The sequence below is a fragment of the Nitrosovibrio sp. Nv6 genome (genome assembly GCF_900110495.1).
Classification (GTDB): Bacteria; Pseudomonadota; Gammaproteobacteria; order Burkholderiales; family Nitrosomonadaceae; genus Nitrosospira.
Map to the genome: position 1 here is coordinate 1,262,374 of NZ_FODX01000001.1, position 19,588 is coordinate 1,281,961.

General features: G+C 54.4%; 17 protein-coding genes. 7 read left to right on the forward strand and 10 right to left on the reverse strand.

The window, feature by feature from the left end; all coding sequences use genetic code 11:
- Nucleotides 1–25: 25 nt before the first annotated feature.
- From BMX66_RS06165 to BMX66_RS06195, 7 genes are all read right to left on the reverse strand, one after another.
- On the reverse strand, nt 26–454 hold the full coding sequence (locus tag BMX66_RS06165) for a YdbL family probable chaperone protein (RefSeq protein WP_090879334.1): 429 nt from the start codon (nt 452–454) through the stop codon (nt 26–28).
- Between the two features lie 11 nt (nt 455–465).
- A complete protein-coding gene (locus BMX66_RS06170; RefSeq protein ID WP_090879336.1) occupies nt 466–699 on the reverse strand; it encodes a hypothetical protein in 234 nt (77 codons plus the stop codon).
- A gap of 7 nt (nt 700–706) precedes the next feature.
- Nucleotides 707–2,776: a translocation/assembly module TamB domain-containing protein gene (locus BMX66_RS06175; protein WP_090879338.1), complete on the reverse strand. Its 2,070-nt coding sequence runs from the start codon at nt 2,774–2,776 to the stop codon at nt 707–709.
- A gap of 136 nt (nt 2,777–2,912) precedes the next feature.
- Entirely contained in the window at nt 2,913–3,800 is an 888-nt protein-coding gene (gene cysM / locus BMX66_RS06180; RefSeq protein WP_090879340.1) for a cysteine synthase CysM, read from the reverse strand.
- A 182-nt stretch (nt 3,801–3,982) separates the two neighbouring features.
- On the reverse strand, nt 3,983–4,276 hold the full coding sequence (locus BMX66_RS06185) for a ComEA family DNA-binding protein (protein WP_090879342.1): 294 nt from the start codon (nt 4,274–4,276) through the stop codon (nt 3,983–3,985).
- Nucleotides 4,277–4,503: 227 nt separating this feature from the next.
- Nucleotides 4,504–4,962, reverse strand: coding sequence for a single-stranded DNA-binding protein (gene ssb / locus BMX66_RS06190; protein ID WP_090879344.1), 459 nt, complete (start codon nt 4,960–4,962; stop codon nt 4,504–4,506).
- The gene (locus BMX66_RS06195) at nt 4,963–6,321 is read right to left on the reverse strand and encodes an MFS transporter (RefSeq protein WP_090879346.1); all 1,359 of its coding nucleotides are present in this window, start codon (nt 6,319–6,321) and stop codon (nt 4,963–4,965) included.
- 194 nt (nt 6,322–6,515) lie between these two features.
- Here BMX66_RS06195 and uvrA point away from each other — a divergent pair, with 194 nt between their 5' ends.
- From uvrA to BMX66_RS06230, 7 genes are all read left to right on the forward strand, one after another.
- Nucleotides 6,516–9,335: an excinuclease ABC subunit UvrA gene (gene uvrA, locus BMX66_RS06200; protein WP_090879348.1), complete on the forward strand. Its 2,820-nt coding sequence runs from the start codon at nt 6,516–6,518 to the stop codon at nt 9,333–9,335.
- A 16-nt stretch (nt 9,336–9,351) separates the two neighbouring features.
- The gene (locus BMX66_RS06205; protein ID WP_090879350.1) at nt 9,352–10,686 is read left to right on the forward strand and encodes a glycerate kinase type-2 family protein; all 1,335 of its coding nucleotides are present in this window, start codon (nt 9,352–9,354) and stop codon (nt 10,684–10,686) included.
- A 173-nt stretch (nt 10,687–10,859) separates the two neighbouring features.
- A complete protein-coding gene (gene phoB, locus BMX66_RS06210) occupies nt 10,860–11,564 on the forward strand; it encodes a phosphate regulon transcriptional regulator PhoB (RefSeq protein WP_090879352.1) in 705 nt (234 codons plus the stop codon).
- A gap of 42 nt (nt 11,565–11,606) precedes the next feature.
- Nucleotides 11,607–12,920 (forward strand): phosphate regulon sensor histidine kinase PhoR, encoded by a 1,314-nt coding sequence (phoR, locus tag BMX66_RS06215; RefSeq protein ID WP_090879354.1) that lies wholly within the window; start codon nt 11,607–11,609, stop codon nt 12,918–12,920.
- A 164-nt stretch (nt 12,921–13,084) separates the two neighbouring features.
- Nucleotides 13,085–13,642 (forward strand): NUDIX domain-containing protein, encoded by a 558-nt coding sequence (locus tag BMX66_RS06220; RefSeq protein ID WP_090879356.1) that lies wholly within the window; start codon nt 13,085–13,087, stop codon nt 13,640–13,642.
- Nucleotides 13,643–13,736: 94 nt separating this feature from the next.
- On the forward strand, nt 13,737–14,780 hold the full coding sequence (locus tag BMX66_RS06225) for a serine/threonine protein kinase (protein ID WP_090879358.1): 1,044 nt from the start codon (nt 13,737–13,739) through the stop codon (nt 14,778–14,780).
- 75 nt (nt 14,781–14,855) lie between these two features.
- A complete protein-coding gene (locus tag BMX66_RS06230) occupies nt 14,856–15,338 on the forward strand; it encodes a YchJ family protein (RefSeq protein WP_090879360.1) in 483 nt (160 codons plus the stop codon).
- Nucleotides 15,339–15,406: 68 nt separating this feature from the next.
- Here BMX66_RS06230 and BMX66_RS06235 read toward each other — a convergent pair whose 3' ends face one another.
- The 3 genes from BMX66_RS06235 to dnaK all read right to left on the reverse strand — a co-directional run bounded on the left by BMX66_RS06235 (nt 15,407) and on the right by dnaK (nt 19,557).
- Nucleotides 15,407–16,261 carry a PA4780 family RIO1-like protein kinase gene (locus BMX66_RS06235; RefSeq protein ID WP_090879362.1) on the reverse strand — a complete coding sequence of 285 codons (855 nt, stop codon included), beginning with the start codon at nt 16,259–16,261 and terminating at the stop codon, nt 15,407–15,409.
- Nucleotides 16,262–16,369: 108 nt separating this feature from the next.
- Nucleotides 16,370–17,476 carry a molecular chaperone DnaJ gene (gene dnaJ / locus BMX66_RS06240; protein WP_090879365.1) on the reverse strand — a complete coding sequence of 369 codons (1,107 nt, stop codon included), beginning with the start codon at nt 17,474–17,476 and terminating at the stop codon, nt 16,370–16,372.
- Between the two features lie 143 nt (nt 17,477–17,619).
- A complete protein-coding gene (gene dnaK / locus BMX66_RS06245) occupies nt 17,620–19,557 on the reverse strand; it encodes a molecular chaperone DnaK (RefSeq protein ID WP_090879367.1) in 1,938 nt (645 codons plus the stop codon).
- Between the last annotated feature and the right edge of the window lie 31 nt (nt 19,558–19,588).

Below are 19,588 nucleotides of genomic sequence, written 5' to 3' on the forward strand. Positions count from 1 at the left end.
GTTTACAAGGCTGTAGGATGCGGGCCTATTTCCTGACCCAGGAGCCGCTTGCGTTCTGATACCACCACCCTGACCGGGCCAATTCAATCCAGCGCTGGCCGAAAGTGGAGCGAATATCCGCTTCCCATTCAGGATGGCTGTTGGCGCGGGCGATTTCACGGTAAAGCGCGTTTCTGTCCTGGTTTTCAGCGGCGATCAAGGCGCTGACGGGTTGGCGCGCCGATAATGGCAACGCAGTGGCGTCGTGCATGGCGATAAGCCCATCACGCGTGAGTCCTATCGCGCCTTTCGCATAATAAGGCTCGAGCTGGTTGTGGCGCTGCTGCATGCTCTGCTTGAGACTCGCAATCGCCGGGGTATCGATTTCGATGTTTGCCTGGGTATAGCCAGGAAGCGGCATCAATGACAGCAGGATCAGCAGCATCAAACGGAAGAGAACGACTGGGTTAGCCATGATATTCGCCTTTACTGTTGCGGTTGCTGCGGCTGTATAGCGGGTTGGGAAGACGGTTCGGAAGGCGCGGATTTATCCATCCCTCCACTCTCTCCGGGTTTCTTCAGTTGCCACACTTCTTCGATTATCTTGTCCGCTGCTTTTTCGGCAGCCGCCGCAGGAAAATAAATATTAATGGTGACGCATCCCGCTAGCAACGAACCGGCCAATGTGAGCAAGCCCACGTGAAAAAAATTATTCTTCATATTTACCCTACTGAAAGACAGGCTTTGCGTCTGCGTGAGTGATCCGCTGCAGGCGGTTCACCAATTCCCACCAGTCCACCTCGCGATTATAGCCTATCACCGTAATAGCCGGAATTCCGCCACCCTTGACGATAAGGTAACCATGCTGCAAGGGCTCCGACTCTATCCCGCCCATGCGGCAGATCCCGTTGCGCAATGAGCAGCTCCAGCCAATTTTCGAGTAACCGAAATCATCAAAAAAATGCAGGAAACTGCGCTGGATTGCGGCTGCAGCTCCAAACCCTCCCAGAGAGGAGATATTCTGCACTGCGGCCTGGCTGATGCGGCGTGGATAATTGCCTGGACTGCTCATGAGGCTTGCATCAAACTTTACCGGTTTCCAGTTAAAAAGCTCAAGATCATGCACTGCCACATCCACGCGTCCCTGAATTTTGCCGAACGAAAACGTACCCGTAAGCAGATTGAGATCGAGATTGCGCATATCCACATCTGCCATGAGTGATGCCGCAGGTCCAAAGGGGTCCAGCACCTTCAGATTCCATAACAATGCCGTGCCGTCAAATACCTTGAAAAGCAAGGCGCCCTGCACTTCGACGGTTGAGCCATTGTAGCTTACCATGGGTATTTCGCCGGACAACGTGCCTTGCATTGGCTGGGCGCCGAGTGCTTCGGTCAACTTTTGCATGGATACGGGCGCAAGCCCTCCACTGAATTGCCATCGCCAGCCCTGTAGCTTACCGTCGGCTTGCGGCGATGCGCTGAAGTTCTCAAGAGTAAGTTCCCCGTCAAGCACAGGCATCGTCAATCGCGGGATACTGAAATTCAACCCGTCCATTACCAGCGGAATATGCAGTTGGCCTATTGGTATCCGGCCTAGCTCGCCGCTCTGGATATGGATATCCGCTTTCGTCGGCTCGTGGATCTTGTCCGCTCCCTGAACCTCCCACGGTATACGGGCATTAACGCCGCGAAATGCGAAGCGCCCGCGCTCATCTTCCACCGATACATCGTGCAAATTGATATGAAGCAATTCGTGGGCGCTGTTTCGGTAACGCCATTTGATTCCCGCGTGTCCGGCAGCTTTCAATTCGGCAAATGGAGTATTCACGAAGAACGGTTTCAGCACTTGGCTGAACAGCATGGATAACTTCAGGTTGTCAGCACTCAAATCGAAATCACGCACCGTGTTCGCTGGCCGCTCTATCACACCCGATAAATCCACCTCGCCGATACCCGAGAGCAAAAGTTTACCGTCGAGAATGCGGATGATGTTTTCATTCAGTTCGCCACTCGCACTCAGACGCTGACCCTGGCCCGCGAAATAAAGCGGCTGCCAGAACACTTCGCCGCGCGGCCAACTCGCATCCGCCTGCCATTTCCATAAATGAGCCTTCTCGCTGGCATCGCGCTGGGCCTTCACATTGATTTGGCCGCTGATATCCTCGCCGGCATGCAAACCGCTGGCATCGCTGAATGTCAGCCCATCCACCGCCAGATCTGCTTCAATTCCAGCAAGGCCGTCCGCATCGCCGTGCAGCTTGACGGCGCCATTGATTTTTCCCTTTCCCGTGACGGGAGTGGATAAAATTTCTTTTTCACCAATCGGCACAAATTCCGCAATACGCGCGGCATTCCCGTTTGCAATGGTCAGCATGCCCTCCCAAATGGGCTTTCCCCACTGCACAGATAGCCTCCAGTCCTCGCTGCCCTCATTGGATGCGGTTCGGATTTTTATGTCGAGAGTCTTATGGCGGGAAGAAAACCGGAATGACACAGGCAATGGTGCCGAGCTGGCAAGCCTCAGCACGCCCTCATCACAACGGATCAAACCGTCGGCAACCTGAAACTTGTGGCAGGAAAAGCGCAAATCACGCCAAACTTTTCCCTGTACCGCGACCTCGCCCAACTGCACTTCCAGCAATGATGCTTTTGGACCTGTCAGGCTGGCTTGAATCCCTTTTGCATTTAAAAAGGGACTTCGAACGTCATCGACGGAAAGGGTAATTGCAGGATCGGCATGTGCGGAAAAGGTAGCAGCAAGGAACGCTGGCAATATGATGACGAGCAGCTTTATCATGATTGGCTCGGCTAAACACGGCTCGGGCAGCTCGCATAGCGCTCCTGGCAGTGCGCAGTATTCGGGTCATACAGCTGTCGAGCGAGTTATGGCCATTTTCCCACCGTGGACCGAAGTGAGGTCGCCGGCTCTATGATCAGGCCGGGAAAACCCCTGTGGAAAGGTAACGATCGCCACGATCGCAAACGATTGAGACAATCGTCGAATTTTCCACTTCGTCCGAAATTTTGAGCGCCGCCGCCAGCGCACCTCCTGACGAAATCCCGGCAAAAATTCCTTCCTCGCTCGCCAATCGCCGGGTCATCTCCTCGGCTTCAGCCTGAGAAACGAGCATAATGGCGTCTACCCGATTAGCATCGTAGATTTTTGGCAGATAGGCTTCCGGCCATTTGCGGATGCCCGGAATCTGCGCACCTTCTTCCGGCTGCACACCGATAATCTGAACTGCCGGATTTTTTTCCTTGAAATACCTGGAGCAACCCATAATGGTGCCGGTGGTACCCATGCTGCTCACCAGATGGGTAATTTCCCCCCCGGTATCTCGCCAGATTTCGGGAGCCGTACCTTCGTAATGGGCTCGCGGGTTATCTGGACTGGCAAACTGATCAAGAATGATCCCCCGCCCCTCATCACGCATGCGCTCGGCTACATCCCGCGCTTCTTCCATGCTCCCCTCTTTTGAGGTCAGTATGATTTCCGCACCGAACGCCTTCATCGATTGCCGCCGTTCTATGCTCAGGTGCTCAGGCATTACCAGCACAATGTGATAACCCATTACCGCCGCGGCCATCGCAAGTGCGATGCCCGTGTTGCCGCTGGTAGCCTCTATCAGCGTATCACCCGGCTTGATATCCCCGCGTTCTTGCGCGCGCGTAATCATGGACAACGCCGGACGGTCTTTCACCGAACCCGCGGGATTGTTACCCTCCAGCTTGACAAGGATGACATTGCTGGTATTCCCCGGCAAGTGCTTGAGTTTTACCAGCGGCGTGTTGCCGACAAAATCTTCTATGGTTTTGTACATGACGACGTAATTTGCAGAGGATTATGCCGGATTATCGCACACGTTCCGGCTTGAGCGACGTCTACGATGGGATTAGCAGGATGAGAGGAGCGAAGCGCAACCCATCGATCCCTGATACGATGGATTGCAGATTGCAGATCGCGGCTTGCGGTCTCCATCCATTCTACCAATGCATTTGGTCGTTACCTGGGAACGGGCTTATTTTCCTTCTTGACCGCTGTGGTCCCACCAACGGCAATATCCTTGCGAAGCCGTTTCATTGTTGCCGGACCAATGCCCTTGACATTTTCCAGATCGCCTGGTGACTTGAACGATCCTTTTTTCTTGCGATGATCGATTATGGCCTTCGCTTTAGCCGGGCCGATCCCCTGAAGTGTTTCAAGCTCGGCTTGCGTTGCAGTATTGATATTGACAGCCGCATAAGCTGCGCCGGTAAATGCGAACAGCGTGACAAGAAGCAGCAGCAGATTCTTCATGTCTTTCCTGAGAGATGACAGTTTGATTGGGTTAATCTTGATGGCTGTCACGCTTGGTAAAGAAAGCGTTCAGCGGAAAAAAAGTATATCAACGTTTTTACGACCGATTCCCCAATAACTATACAAGCCAGAGAGCTAATGGGGAATATCACTTCGTAACAAGCTATTCCTGCTCATCCAAAGACAATGCAATTAGACGCTGAGTTTTCCGTTGGGCGTGAGTCATATCAAAACGGAATATCATCATCCATGTCATCAAACCCACTGCTGCTTCTGGCAGGCGCTTTACTGGCAGACGGGCTCGGTGCAAAACCGCCCTCGTCCCTATCCGCTCCTTCATAACTGCCGCTGCCGGGTTTGCTGCCCAGCATTTTCATATCGGTGGCAATAACGTCGGTGGTGTAACGCTCAACGCCCGCCTTGTCGGTCCATTTACGCGTTTCCAGCCGTCCCTCGACGTAAACCGGGCGGCCTTTTTTAAGGTATTCGCCGGCTATTTCCGCGAGTTTGCGATAAAAAGTGACGCGATGCCATTCGGTTTTTTCCTGCTTTTCGCCGTTTTTGTCTTTCCACGTTTCCGTGGTAGCCAGAGTGATGTTTGTCACCGCATCGCCGTTTGGCATATAACGAGTCTCGGGGTCTTTGCCGAGGTTGCCGATGAGTATTACCTTGTTGACTGATGCCATTTAAGCTTCTCCCCCCAATAATTGAACAACGCCTTGTTCATCAAAACCGCTCATGTCCACTTTCAAGTACGCCACGCCTTCGCTCGCGAGCACCAAGGCCTCATGCACACCGGGCAGCGCGGCCAACTGGCGGGATAATCCCGTGGCCTTACCCGTGTCCATTTCCTGCACATGATACATTCTGGTACGCACCGCGGCCGGCGCTTTCATGGTGAGCGCAAACATCAGCCATAATGCCAAAAGGATGCCACAGAAAGCAAACAGCGCGGTGCCGCCATGGTGCTGATACAGGTAGCCGCCCGCGGTTGCACCGACAAATGCACCAAGAAATTGAACACTGCTATAGACGCCGATGGCCGTGCCTTTTGCCCCAACCGGTGCAATCTTGGAGATGAGCGACGGCAACGTGGCTTCCAGCAGGTTGAAGGCGGCAAAGAACACCAGCAGTGCCGTTGCTGTGCCCCATAATGAATCGGATGTATACGCCAGCAATACCTGGCTCACCAGCAGGACGGCAATCGAAATGACGAATACTTGTTTGAGTTTTGCCTTCTTTTCGCCATAAATGATGACTGGGATAATCAGTATCATGGAGATGAGCAGTACCGGGAGATATACCTGCCAGTGATGGTCTGCCGCCAGACCAGCCGTACGCAACGACAACGGGACCACCAGCCACAGCGCCATCAAGACCGCATGCAAAGCAAAGACACCGAAATCCAGGCGCAGCAGTTGGGGGTCACGCAATACATTATGGAATCGCCCGGCGGATGCTTCGGTATCGGAATGAAAGCGGCTGATCACCGGATCGGGAACGATTCTGGAAACCACTGCCATCGCCAGTAGCGCCAGCACCCCTGTCATGACAAAAATGCCTGGTACCCCGATTAAACGATTTAGCGCCGGCGCGACAATTAAGGAGACTGCAAAGGTCGCACCTATGGTCATCCCGATCGCAGCCATTGCCTTGGTGCGATGCTCCTCACGAGTAAGGTCGGCGGCAAGAGCCATCACCGCGGCTGAAATCGCGCCCGCTCCTTGAATGATGCGGCCAAAAATTACACCGTAGATATCAGTGGCGGATGCAGCGATAAAACTGCCGATGGCGAACAGAATCAGGCCAACGTATATAACGGGCTTGCGCCCGAACCGATCCGATAGCCAGCCGAAAGGAATTTGCAGTATCGCCTGAGTCAACCCATACGCCCCAAGCGCAATACCCACCAGCGTATAGTTGCTGCCGCCCGGCAGATGCTCGGCATAAAACGCGAAGACGGGCAGAATGATGAACATCCCCAACATACGCAACCCATAGATACCGGCGAGACCAGCGGTCGCGCGCAACTCTATCGGTGACATTTTCTCGTGCGGAAGGGAGGACGACATGAATCAGATTGGGGAAACGCGGAAAGTTGCGTATATTAACAGGTTTGACCGGTTCTCAGGTAGCCTCAGCCTCAGGTTGTCTCAGTTGTTTTTGGGGCAGCCTGCGTACGTCTGTGCCTTGGCGTCTGTGCCTTGGGGAGCCGTGAGAACCCACATGGAAGCAAGCAATGGAATTCATAAAAATTCGTGGTGCACGCACGCACAATCTCAAAAACATCAATCTTGATTTACCACGAAACACGCTGATCGTGATCACCGGTTTATCCGGGTCCGGCAAGTCTTCGCTCGCGTTCGATACGCTGTACGCGGAAGGTCAGCGGCGCTATGTGGAATCACTCTCCGCCTATGCGCGTCAATTCCTGCAATTGATGGAAAAACCCGATGTCGATCTGATAGAGGGTCTGTCCCCCGCCATCGCCATAGAACAAAAAGCGACGTCCCATAATCCCCGATCTACCGTCGGTACCGTTACTGAAATACACGATTACATGCGTCTGCTGTTCGCGCGCGTGGGCGATCCGCAATGTCCAGAGCATGGCATCACGCTGACGGCGCAAAGCGTTTCGCAAATGGTCGATCATGTGCAGCAGCTGCCGCCGGACACCCGGCTGATGATACTTGCACCGCTGGTGGTGGGACGCAAAGGCGAGCAGATGGATTTAATCGATGAACTGCGCGCGCAGGGCTTCGTGCGGCTGCGGGTCGACGGCGAAGTGTATGAAATCGATGCGCTGCCGAAATTGCAAAAAAACAAAAAACATACCGTGGAAGTCGTGGTGGACAGGCTCAAAGTTTCACCCGAGTCCAAGCAGCGATTGGCAGAGTCATTCGAAACAGCGCTGCGGCACGCGGACGGACGTGCTTTAGCAGTGGAAATGGACTCTGACCAGGAGCACCTTTTTTCTGCCAAGTTCAGCTGCCCGATATGCAGCTATTCGCTGCCGGAACTCGAACCCCGGCTATTTTCCTTCAACAACCCGATGGGTGCCTGCCCCAAATGCGACGGTCTGGGGAAAATCACTTTCTTCGATCCCAAGCGCGTAGTCGCCTTCCCGCATTTATCGCTGGCTTCCGGTGCGATCAAGGGTTGGGATAGGCGTAACCAATTTTATTATCAGTTGCTGGCGAGTCTTGCCACCCACTACCGTTTCGATCTGGAAATGCCCTTTGAGCAACTGCCTGAGAATATTCAGGACATCATCCTGAACGGATCTGGCAAGGAAAAAATCGTATTCTCGTATTTGAATGAAAGCGGTACTCGCAACTATCGGAAGCATACTTTTGAAGGCATCGTTCCCAATCTGGAGCGGCGCTACAAGGAAACCGAGTCGCTTGCCGTGCGTGAAGAGCTGTCAAAATACCTCAACTCCCAGGCATGTCCGGAATGTGGGGGCACCCGGCTGCGCCGCGAAGCTCGCCATGTTCGGGTAGGGGGTCAGGCGATTTATGAAATCAACGCACTGCCTCTGAAAGAAGCAAAGGCTTTTTTTGATCAGGTAACACTGACAGGGCACAAATTCGCCATTGCGGAAAAGATCGTCAAGGAGATTTCCAGCCGTATATTATTCCTCAACAATGTCGGACTGGATTATTTGTCGCTGGACCGTTCCGCCGATACCCTGTCCGGCGGCGAGTCCCAGCGCATTCGCCTCGCCAGCCAGATCGGATCAGGGCTGACTGGCGTCATGTATGTGCTGGATGAGCCCTCAATCGGCCTGCACCAGCGGGATAACGCACGCCTGCTGGAAACGCTCAAGAACCTGCGCGACCTCGGCAATAGCGTTATCGTGGTGGAACACGATCAGGACGCCATACTTACCGCCGACCATGTGGTAGACATGGGGCCCGGCGCGGGCGAGCATGGCGGATCAGTCATCGCGCAGGGCACGCCTGAGGCTATCCAGAAAAATCCCAACTCTCTCACCGGGAAGTATCTTTCCCGTGAATTGACCATCGCACTGCCGGAAAAACGAACGAAACCGAAAAACGAGCGCTGGCTCAGAATTGAAGGCGCATCAGGCAATAACCTGAAGAACACCAATCTCAGCCTGCCCGTGGGATTGTTCGTTTGCGTCACCGGTGTATCCGGTTCTGGCAAGTCGACGCTCATCAACGAAACCCTCTACCATGCTACCGCGCGGCATCTCTACGGCAGCGCCGCCGAGCCCGCGCCGTATCAGAATCTGGATGGATTGGCCTTTTTCGACAAGGTCATCAACATGGACCAAAGTCCCATCGGGCGCACGCCACGCTCGAATCCGGCTACCTATACCGGCCTGTTTACTCCGGTCCGGGAGTTGTTTGCGGGGGTGCCTCAGGCGCGCGAGCGCGGCTACGGGCCTGGCAGATTCTCGTTTAATGTCAAGGGGGGTCGCTGCGAAGCCTGCCAGGGCGACGGCATGATCAAGGTCGAAATGCATTTTCTACCCGACATATATGTCTCGTGCGACGTCTGCCATGGCAAGCGGTATAACCGCGAAACCATGGAGATTCAGTACAAGGGAAAAAACATCAACGAAATTTTGCAAATGACGGTGGAACAGGCACATGAGTTTTTCAGTGCCGTACCGGTTGTCGCGCGTAAACTGCAAACCCTGCTGGATGTCGGCCTTGGCTACATCACCCTGGGCCAGTCCGCAACCACGCTGTCCGGTGGCGAAGCCCAACGGGTAAAGCTCTCGCTGGAACTTTCCAAACGCGATACCGGCCGCACCCTCTACATTCTCGACGAACCCACTACCGGCCTTCATTTCCAGGATATCGATCTGCTGCTGAAAGTGCTGCATCGCCTGCGCGACCACGGCAACACTGTGGTAGTAATCGAACACAACCTGGACGTCATCAAGACTGCTGACTGGATTATCGATCTCGGACCCGAAGGCGGCGAAGGCGGCGGGGAGATCATTGCCGAAGGCACGCCGGAGGAAATCGCAACGAACGAGAAGAGCTTTACCGGCCACTATCTGAAAACCATACTCGGCTCGTGACCGAAAAAATGGCGATATGAACGCCCGTGAGTATGCCTGCCGACTGCTGCTTGGCAGCTTCAACGCCGCACTCGCCGCAGCCGACCCGCTATATATCGTACCCCGCCACCTCCCAGCCGATTTGCTTCACAGATCGCCTGCCGGCCGCACGCTGGTAGTCGGTGCAGGCAAAGCCGCTGCAGCAATGGCGCTGGCAGTGGAAAACCATTGGCCAGAAAATGCGATATTGGATGGCATTGTTCTCACCCGCTACGGGCACGGCCTGCCTCTCCAGAAGATCGCCGTATTTGAAGCAGGACATCCCTTACCCGACGAACAGGGCGAGAAAGGCGCACGCGCTATTCAGGCAGAGGTAAATAAACTTGGCCCCGATGATTTGCTTCTATGCCTGCTGAGCGGCGGGGGTTCCAGTCTGCTATCGCTGCCGATCGAAGGGGTATCGCTGAACGATCTCCGAAACGTCACCATGGAACTGCTTCGCTGCGGCGCGACAATTCAGGAAATCAACACGGTACGCAAACATCTTTCCGCCCTTCTGGGCGGAAGGCTTGCGGCTTCAAGCCGTGCGCCGGTACTGGCATTGATAATTTCAGACGTGACCGGAGACGATCCGACTCATGTCGCATCCGGCCCGTGTGCACCTGATCCGACGACGTACCCGGATGCGCTGGCGATAATCGAATATTACGATGTACATGCGCCTCCTGCCATCATGGAAACATTGCTGGCCGGTGCTCAGGGCAAGCTCAACGAGACCCCCAAACCTGGCGACGCTAGTTTCGATCACGTTGAAAATAGAGTGATCGCTACCGCACACGATTCGCTGTTGGCGGCTGCAGAATATTTTTACACGCAAGGCATTCCCGCTGTCATACTGGGAGACTCCGTTACCGGCGAGGCATGCGATGTTGCCAGGGTCTTCGCGGCCCTGGTGAAAGAGGTCCGTCAATATGGACAGCCATGGAAACCCCCTGTGGCGCTCATCTCGGGTGGTGAGACAACGGTAACATTGCGTGAAAATAGACGTGGCGCCCATGGTGAGCACATTGGGCAAAATGGGAAGGGTGGACGCAATACCGAATTTTTGCTGTCACTCGCCGTCCAGCTTGAGGGCGTTGAGAATATTTACGCCCTTGCCTGCGATACCGACGGCATAGACGGCACAGAAAACAATGCCGGAGCGGTCGCCCTGCCTGATTCGTTGTGGCGCGCAAGGGAAATGGGCATTAACGTCTCGGCCCTGCTCGCCTGCCATGACACTCATGCTTTCTTTCATCAGCTCGGCGATCTGGTCGTGACCGGGCCGACTCGGACCAACGTCAACGATTATCGGGTAATCCTGATCTTGTAAAGCTTGGTTCCCCACAGTTCGACTGGATCACATGACAAGACTGAGATCCTTTCTACTTTTTGCCGATCGAGACTTGCAAATGTCACAAAACCGCAATACTGTTTACATATCATCGCAATATTAAGGAAAATCAAACCCGAAGAAGATTTTAAAGGATTAGAAGGATTAAGCCGATGGCAGCAACAATACTGGTAGTGGAAGACGAACCGGCGATCCAGGAATTGATCTCGTACAGCCTGCGGCAAGCCAGGCATGTGGTTTTTTCCGCAAGGAATGCGGAAGAAGCCATGGAAATCGTCAATGATGCCCTGCCCGACCTGGTGCTTCTTGACTGGATGCTGCCGGGAATGAGCGGTGTCGAATTTGCCCGCGTCTTGCGGCGGACAACGCGTACTAAAACCATTCCCATTATCATGCTTACAGCCCGCGCAGAAGAAAGTGACAAGGTGTCAGGTCTGGAAATCGGTGCGGACGATTACATCACGAAGCCTTTTTCGCCGCGTGAACTACTCGCGCGGATCAAGGCAGTTCTGCGCCGGCGCTCCCCGGAAGCGGCCGATGACATAGTCGAGATTGGCGGATTGCGGCTCGACTCGGCTGCTCATCGCGTAACGGCCAATAACACTGAAGTGGCGCTGGGACCTACCGAATTCCGATTGCTGCACTTTCTTATGACGCACGCCGAACGGGTGTACACCCGCACGCAACTGCTCGACCAGGTGTGGGGGGACCATGTGTTTGTTGAAGATCGTACCGTGGATGTGCACATCCGCCGGTTACGCAAGGCATTGGAAGCGGTCGGCAAGGATGGGTTGGTGCAAACTGTCAGAGGGTCCGGCTATCGCTTCTCCGCGGTATTGACGGCAAGCATGGGATAACAGAAAAATAATGATGCAGCTTCATTCTTCCAAATAACTCGCGTGTCCGGTTTCTGGGAGCCCTTCCGGGAGCGTTTGCCCACGCTTATCCTGATTACGGTTGTAGCCGGGATACTCCTGGTGACGCTGGGACCTATCACGACATTGGTATTCTCTAATGTCGCGCTACTGCTGCTGGTCATTCATCACTGGCGTCAACTGACAATACTGGATAAATGGTTGCAAACCGGTGAATCCGCATTCCCGGATAGTTCCGGCAAATGGGGAGACGTCTTTGCGCGCTTGTCGCGCCTCATGCGCGACCAGAGACAAAGCCATCAGCATATCAGTTCCGCGCTGGAGCGTCTGCGGCGCGCCACTTCGGCCATGCCGGAGGGGGTGGTGATCATGGATGAAATGGACCGTATCGAATGGTGCAATCCTGTCGCCCAAAAACACTTGGGCATAGATTCCCATCTCGACGCCGGTCAGCATATCACCAATCTCGTGCGTCAAACTCAGTTCGCCAAATACATGGCTGCCCAGGATTACACCGAACCGCTGATCATCAGGCAACCCCGGCATCAGGGACTGACTCTGTCGCTACAGTTCGTGCCCTACGGTGATAAACAGAAACTGCTCCTTAGCCGTGATGTGACCCGTTTTGAAAGAATTCAAACCATGCGCCGGGATTTTGTCGCCAATGTCTCGCATGAATTGCGCACGCCGCTGACAGTGATCGGCGGATTTCTCGAGACGCTATCAGACGAAGATCATTCAGATCCTGAAACACGTAAATGGGCGCTAACGCTGATGACCGACCAGACCCGGCGCATGCAGAGTCTGGTGGAAGATTTGTTGATGCTGTCACGGCTGGAGGATACCGAAAACCTGGTTCGCGATGAAAACGTCGATGTTCCTGAAATGTTGCGCCAGCTATATGATGAAGCCCAATCCCTGAGTGCGGGGCGCCATCGTATCATTCTCAATATCGATACCGGTGCAAAATTGCAGGGTAACGCCGACGAGTTACGCAGCGCTTTCAGTAATCTTATCAGCAATGCCATACGCTATACCGTCAGCGGCGGCGATATTACTTTGAACTGGGCGATTCGTGATGGCGAGGGCGTATTTTCCGTACAGGACACAGGCATAGGCATTGAACCCGAGCATATCCCCCGGCTGACGGAAAGGTTCTACCGCGTAGATCGCGGGCGCTCGCGTGAAACCGGCGGTACCGGCCTCGGGCTTGCCATTGTCAAGCACGTGCTGACTTGCCACCAGGCAAGGCTGGAAATCGACAGTGAATTAGGCAAAGGCAGCCGTTTCAGCGCATGGTTTCCTTCCTCCCGGCTGATTAACGAGAACGATGAGTGAATCGCCGTCCGCTGCACGAGTGTATAATCCGATGCAGGCTTTTTGTCATAAGTAAATTCACGGCTACAGAGAACCAGATGTAGCGGCTACACAGAATAAGCGCCGTCCGTTAAGGATATTGCCTATTCGCATGCCTATTCGCACTATCAGAGGCCGCCTTTCTCATGTCTAAACCAGCTCTCGACCTCACCGAAACAACTGTCAGCAGCCGGAATGTCTACGATGGCGAACTTCTGCACGTGCGCGCGGATCAGGCTCGTCTGCCTGACGGAAAAGTAGCCGTGCGGGAATACATCACCCACCCTGGCGCGGTAGTTATCATACCGTTGCTCGACAACGGTGAACTGGTGCTGGAGCGTCAGCATCGCTATCCCCTGCATCGGGATTTTTACGAACTTCCCGCCGGAAAAATAGATTGTGGCGAAGAGCCGCTACTGTGCGCTCAACGGGAGTTGCTGGAGGAAACCGGCTATACGGCAAAAAACTGGCGTTATCTCACCACCCTTCATCCCTGTATCGGTTATTCGGACGAGAAGCTGATCTATTACCTTGCGGAAGGACTCATCTTCGAAGGCGCCAGTCTCGATGACGGAGAGCATCTGGAGGTATTTACGCTAACGCTGGCAACCGCCCTGGAATGGGTTAGGGAAGGGAAAATAACCGATAACAAATCTGTTTCTGGGTTGTTCTGGGCGGAAAAAGTGCTGCGCGGCGAATGGTAGAAAGTCAGTCCTGATAAGCGAGTGACCCACCGCGCAGCCGTTTACAGTATAGTCGTTCTGATCTGAAAAACTGACAGCATGCAGCCCTCGCCCAATGAAATACGAAAACGCAAGGGCACTTCATTTTGAGTCATTGGCGGTGATAAAAACGAGCAATCCGCCGCCCCAAGATTTTTCAACACTTCCCCCCGATAGCGTGTTGAACGCAGTCGAAAGCGTGGGCTTTCGCAGCGATGGCCGCCTGCTGGCGCTCAATAGCTACGAGAACCGCGTCTACCAGATCGGCTTGGAAGAGGGCGCACCGCTGGTGGCAAAATTCTATCGTCCCGGCCGCTGGACGGATGCCGCGATATTGGAAGAACACGCCTTCGTTCATGAATTGGCCGAGCGCGAAATTCCTGTCGTGCCCGCGTTAGTGCTGGATGGAAAAACCCTGCACCATTTTGAAGGATTCCGCTTCGCTGTTTTTCCAAAACGCGGCGGCCGTGCGCCCGAACTGGAAGACCGCCACACCCTGGAATGGATAGGGCGCTTCTTGGGACGCATCCACGCCATTGGCGCACTCAAGCCGTTTCGCGAACGGCCCTTGCTGGATATCGCCAGCTTCGGTGAACAGCCGCGCGACTATCTGCTGACACATGAATTTATTCCAGCCGATCTCAACACGGCCTATCTCACCGCGTTGAATCAGGCGCTGGATGGCGTGCGCCACTGCTTTGCACGTGCGGGTGAAGTACGCGAATTGCGTCTGCATGGCGACTGCCACGCGGGCAATGTGCTGTGGACGGACGAAGGTCCGCATTTCGTGGATTTTGATGACAGCCGCATGGGTCCGGCGGTGCAAGACTTGTGGATGTTATTGTCGGGTGAACGCCCCGACATGATCCGGCAGTTGACCGATGTGCTGTCCGGATATGAGGATTTTTGCGATTTCGACGAACGTGAATTGCATTTGATCGAGGCGCTGCGTACGCTGCGCCTGATCCATTATGCGGCCTGGCTCGCGCAGCGCTGGAACGATCCCGCCTTCAAGCAGGCGTTCCCGTGGTTCAATACTCAGCGCTATTGGCAGGATCGCATTCTTGAATTGCGCGAACAGATCGCACTGATGGACGAGCCGCCACTATGGCAGGTATAACAGCTGTCCTCGCCTGTTCATATCGCGACTATTAGAAGAATTACAATCGAAAACGCTCAACCGAGTCTTGTTTCCATGGATATGAAAACAATGCGCGGCCCGTGCGGCTGCGTAGGAGTAACGGCGAAACCATCGGGAACCGGGCGATGTCCTCCTTACGCTGACAGCAACAAAGAATATATCGACTGCTGTGGCCGCTATCTCGATGATGGCGAAGCTGCTCCCACCGCCGAAGCGTTGATGCGTTCCCGCTACACTGCGTACACCCTCGGTCGTGAAGATTATCTGCTGGCGACCTGGCATCACAGTACACGTCCGGCTTCACTTGAACTGGCGAACGAACCGCACCGCAAATGGCTGGGGCTGGAAGTGCGGCGGTATGAACAACTGGAGCCGGACCATGCGGTGGTGGAATTTGTGGCGCGCTACAAGGTGGGCGGACGCGCACATCGTTTGCATGAAATCAGCCGGTTCGTGCGCGAGGCCAGGCAGTGGTTCTATTTGGATGGCGATATCGGCCAAGGCGGGAGGTTGAAAACGGCTAAACTAGCCGGTTGATAACCCCTGAAGCAGAGCAACGGTGTCTGAAGGGTCGCAAGGGCGCCCCTGTCATGTGTCATATCATGTTATTGACGTAACCGTAAGGAACGATAAAGCTGCCGCGCCTCTTCTTCCTTGAGCGTATCCTTGATTTCGCGCATGACACCGTTCATATCGACTGGAATCTCAATACGCTCGAAGCAGCCAGTCAGGACGCTGTCCGGGTGCAGTTGACTGGTTTCGTAGAGGGACCATATTTCCCTGCCATAGTCGGTGGCCAGCAACTCAGGCGCAAAACGCCCAAAGTAAGCAGCCAGGTTTTCGACATCCCGCAGCAGCATTTTCGAAGCCTGGTTGTTGGCCGCCGCATCGATGGCTTGGGGAAGATCGATGATGACGGGACCCGTGCTGTCGACCAGCACGTTGTACTCGGACAGATCGCCGTGAATGATCCCCGCGCAGAGCATGCGCACCACCTGCTTGATCAATGTGCGGTGATATTCGCGGGACAGCTCGGCGGTGAGTACCAGATCATTGAGCCGGGGTGCGGCGTTGCCTTCGCTGTCGGTCAGCAGTTCCATCAGCAGCACGCCTTCATGGAAATTATACGGCCTGGGCACGCGCACACCCGCTGCAGCCAGACGGTACAAGGCATCTACCTCGGCATTTTGCCACGCTTCTTCCTGGGCTTTGCGTCCATAGCGGGTGCCTTTTTCCATGGCTCGCGCACGACGGCTGTTTTTTACCTTGCGGCCTTCGGTGTAATTCACACTCTGGCGGAAACTGCGCTTATTGACTTCTTTATATACCTTCGCGCAACGTATTTCTCCTTCGCAGCGCACCACATAGACAGTGGCTTCCTTGCCGCTCATCAGCTGACGGATGACCTCATCGACAAGGCCATCCTGTATCAGCGGTTCAATTCTTTTTGGAGTTTTCATTGATGTCGTACTACGTTCTTTGCAACGTAGCCGATATGAAGTGATACGGCCTTCCAAATCAACTTCAAGTTGCTACCATTGCAATTACCGTAACTGCCGGAACAAGACTTACTCCGCAAAAAATTCCCGCACCTTGTCCATCCAGGATTTGGCGCGGGGGCTATGACGAGAACCGTCTTCCTGATTGATCGCCTCCAGTTCCTGCAACAACTCTTTCTGCCGGGCAGTCAGTTTGACCGGCGTCTCCACGACCACATGGCACAATAAATCGCCTTGAGTATTGCTGCGCACACCTTTGATGCCCTTGCCACGCAGACGGAATATTTTCCCACTCTGGGTTTCCGCCGGTATCCTGATTTTGGCATGGCCCTCGAGCGTGGGGATCTCGATTTCTCCCCCCAGCGCAGCGGTAGTGAAACTTACGGGCATTTCGCAGTGCAAATCGTTGTGATCGCGCTGAAAGACGGCGTGAGGCGACAGATGGATGACAACATACAAATCCCCAGGGGGGCCATTGTTGACGCCTGCCTCGCCTTCTCCGGATAAACGGATGCGGTCACCTTCATCCACCCCGGCGGGAATTTTTACCGCCAAGGTCTTATGGTGTTTGACTCTTCCCGCGCCGCCGCATGTAATACAGGGACTCGAGATAAATTTGCCGCTGCCATGGCATTTGGGGCACGTTTGTTGAATGGAGAAAAACCCCTGCTGCATTCTTACCTGTCCATGGCCGTTGCAAGTAGGACACATGACAGGTGACGTGCCGGGTTTCGCTCCGCTGCCATGGCAGGTTCCGCACGTATCCATGGTGGGAATGCGGATCTTGGTTTCCGTTCCGCGTGCCGCGTGTTCCAGCGAAATTTCCAGGTTATAGCGCAGGTCCGCACCACGATAGACATTTGCATGTCCTCCGCGTCCGCCGAAGAGGTCGCCGAATATGTCGCCAAACGCGTCGGCAAAACCCTGAGCGCCTGCTCCTGCCATGTTCGGGTCCACGCCGGCATGTCCGTGCTGGTCATACGCGGCCCGCTTCCTCGGATCCGCAAGTATTTCGTAAGCTTCTTTTGCTTCCTTGAAGTGGTCCTCCGATCGGGGATTATCCGGATTTCGATCTGGATGGTATTTCATCGCAAGCCTGCGATAGGCTTTTTTTATGTCCTCTTCGCTGCTGTCGCGGTCAACGCCCAGCACTTCATAGTAATCGCGTTTGCTCATATAGGTTTTCTTGAAAATTGGAAGCGTAGAGGATCATTCAACGCTCGATGCTTTGCTTCTGCAACGAACACCAAAACGCAGGATGCGCCGAAGACGTTCAACCTCTTCTCCGCATCTCTGCGCTTCAGCTTTGGTGCGCCTGCTTACTTCTTGTTCTTTACTTCCTCAAACTCGGCATCCACTACTTCGCCTTCCACGGGTTTTTCGCCGCCGCCCTGCTGGCCGGACTCTGCGCCGGGCTGGGCCTGGGCCTGCTGGGCCTGCTCCTGGGAATACATCTTCTCCGCCAGTTTATGCGACACCTCGGCCAGTGCTTGAGTTTTGGCCTCGATGACGTCCTTGCTGTCGGATTTCAATGCTTCTTCCGCATCCTTCAGCGCACCTTCTATTTTGGACTTTTCATCCTCGTCCAATTTTTCGCCATGCTCTTTCAATGTTTTTCTCACCGAATGAATCATCGCATCGCACTGATTGCGGACGGTGACAAGCTCCACCGTCTTGTGGTCCTCCTCGGCATGCGCCTCGGCATCCTTGACCATGCGCTGCACCTCTTCATCCGACAAGCCGGAGCTTGCCTGAATCTTGATCTTATTCTCCTTGCCGGTAGCCTTGTCTTTGGCGGATACGTGCAGTATGCCGTTGGAGTCAATGTCGAATGTCACCTCGATTTGCGGCATGCCGCGTGGCGCGGGTGGAATGTCGCTCAGATTGAATTGCCCCAGGCTCTTGTTACCGGAGGCCATCTCCCGCTCACCTTGCAGCACATGAATCGTTACCGCGGTCTGGTTTTCCTCTGCAGTCGAAAACACCTGTTGCGCCTTGGTTGGAATAGTGGTGTTTTTCTGGATCAGCTTGGTCATTACGCCGCCAAGCGTCTCGATACCCAGCGATAACGGAGTAACGTCCAACAGCAGCACGTCTTTCACTGCGCCCTGCAGCACGCCGCCCTGAATGGCCGCGCCGACCGCAACCGCTTCGTCCGGATTGACGTCCTTGCGCGGCTCCTTGCCGAAAATTTCCCTGACTTTATCCTGCACCTTGGGCATGCGGGTTTGTCCGCCCACCAGAATGATGTCCTCGATATCCGAAATCTTCACGCCGGCATCTTTGATTGCGATGCGGCAAGGCTCCACAGTTCGCTCTATCAGCTCTTCCACGAGGCTTTCCAGCTTGGCTCGGGTAATTCTCACCGCCAGATGTTTGGGACCCGAGGCATCGGCCGTAATGTAGGGCAGATTGACCTCGGTCTGCTGACTGGATGAGAGTTCGATTTTGGCTTTTTCCGCCGAATCTTTTAAGCGCTGCAAGGCGAGCATATCTTTTTTCAGATCTATGCCGTTTTCTTTTTTGAACTCATCCACGAGATATTCGATTACGCGCGAGTCGAAATCCTCGCCGCCGAGGAAAGTGTCGCCGTTGGTGGCCAACACTTCGAACTGGTGCTCACCCTCCACTTCCGCGATTTCGATAATGGAAATATCGAACGTGCCGCCGCCCAGGTCATATACGGCCACCTTCCTATCGCCTTCTTTTTTATCCATTCCGAAAGCCAGGGCCGCCGCAGTCGGCTCGTTGATGATGCGCTTGACTTCCAGGCCGGCTATGCGTCCTGCATCCTTGGTTGCCTGGCGCTGAGAGTCGTTAAAATAGGCGGGAACGGTAATGACAGCCTCGGTCACTGGCTCGCCCAGGTAATCCTCGGCGGTTTTTTTCATTTTTATCAGCACTTGCGCGGAAATTTCCGGCGGAGCAATTTTCTTGCCGCGCACTTCTATCCAGGCATCATTGTTCTCGGCCTTGATGATGTTGTAGGGCACCATCTTGATATCCCTTTGCACCATCTCCTCATTGAAACGACGCCCGATCAGGCGTTTCACCGCAAAAAGGGTATTTTTAGGGTTGGTGACCGCTTGACGTTTGGCGGATGCGCCCACCAGAATTTCGCCGTCTTCAGTATAGGCAACAATTGAAGGTGTCGTACGCGCCCCCTCCGAGTTCTCTATCACCTTGGGCTTACCGTTCTCCATGACGGCCACACATGAATTGGTGGTGCCGAGGTCAATGCCAATAATTTTTGCCATGATTTGATCCTTGTTAGTAGTTAGTATCGAT

What these genes read in the sequence shown, in the direction of transcription:
- dnaJ (WP_090879365.1), bottom strand. Translation starts at nt 17,476, where the DNA reads ATGAGCAAACGCGATTACTATGAAGTGCTGGGCGTTGACCGCGACAGC.
- BMX66_RS06195 (WP_090879346.1), bottom strand. Translation starts at nt 6,321, where the DNA reads ATGTCACCGATAGAGTTGCGCGCGACCGCTGGTCTCGCCGGTATCTAT.
- BMX66_RS06175 (WP_090879338.1), bottom strand. Translation starts at nt 2,776, where the DNA reads ATGATAAAGCTGCTCGTCATCATATTGCCAGCGTTCCTTGCTGCTACC.
- BMX66_RS06225 (WP_090879358.1), top strand. Translation starts at nt 13,737, where the DNA reads ATGAAATACGAAAACGCAAGGGCACTTCATTTTGAGTCATTGGCGGTG.
- BMX66_RS06165 (WP_090879334.1), bottom strand. Translation starts at nt 454, where the DNA reads ATGGCTAACCCAGTCGTTCTCTTCCGTTTGATGCTGCTGATCCTGCTG.
- BMX66_RS06185 (WP_090879342.1), bottom strand. Translation starts at nt 4,276, where the DNA reads ATGAAGAATCTGCTGCTGCTTCTTGTCACGCTGTTCGCATTTACCGGC.
- BMX66_RS06220 (WP_090879356.1), top strand. Translation starts at nt 13,085, where the DNA reads ATGTCTAAACCAGCTCTCGACCTCACCGAAACAACTGTCAGCAGCCGG.
- BMX66_RS06230 (WP_090879360.1), top strand. Translation starts at nt 14,856, where the DNA reads ATGGATATGAAAACAATGCGCGGCCCGTGCGGCTGCGTAGGAGTAACG.
- ssb (WP_090879344.1), bottom strand. Translation starts at nt 4,962, where the DNA reads ATGGCATCAGTCAACAAGGTAATACTCATCGGCAACCTCGGCAAAGAC.
- dnaK (WP_090879367.1), bottom strand. Translation starts at nt 19,557, where the DNA reads ATGGCAAAAATTATTGGCATTGACCTCGGCACCACCAATTCATGTGTG.
- BMX66_RS06170 (WP_090879336.1), bottom strand. Translation starts at nt 699, where the DNA reads ATGAAGAATAATTTTTTTCACGTGGGCTTGCTCACATTGGCCGGTTCG.
- BMX66_RS06205 (WP_090879350.1), top strand. Translation starts at nt 9,352, where the DNA reads ATGAACGCCCGTGAGTATGCCTGCCGACTGCTGCTTGGCAGCTTCAAC.
- cysM (WP_090879340.1), bottom strand. Translation starts at nt 3,800, where the DNA reads ATGTACAAAACCATAGAAGATTTTGTCGGCAACACGCCGCTGGTAAAA.
- phoB (WP_090879352.1), top strand. Translation starts at nt 10,860, where the DNA reads ATGGCAGCAACAATACTGGTAGTGGAAGACGAACCGGCGATCCAGGAA.
- uvrA (WP_090879348.1), top strand. Translation starts at nt 6,516, where the DNA reads ATGGAATTCATAAAAATTCGTGGTGCACGCACGCACAATCTCAAAAAC.
- BMX66_RS06235 (WP_090879362.1), bottom strand. Translation starts at nt 16,261, where the DNA reads ATGAAAACTCCAAAAAGAATTGAACCGCTGATACAGGATGGCCTTGTC.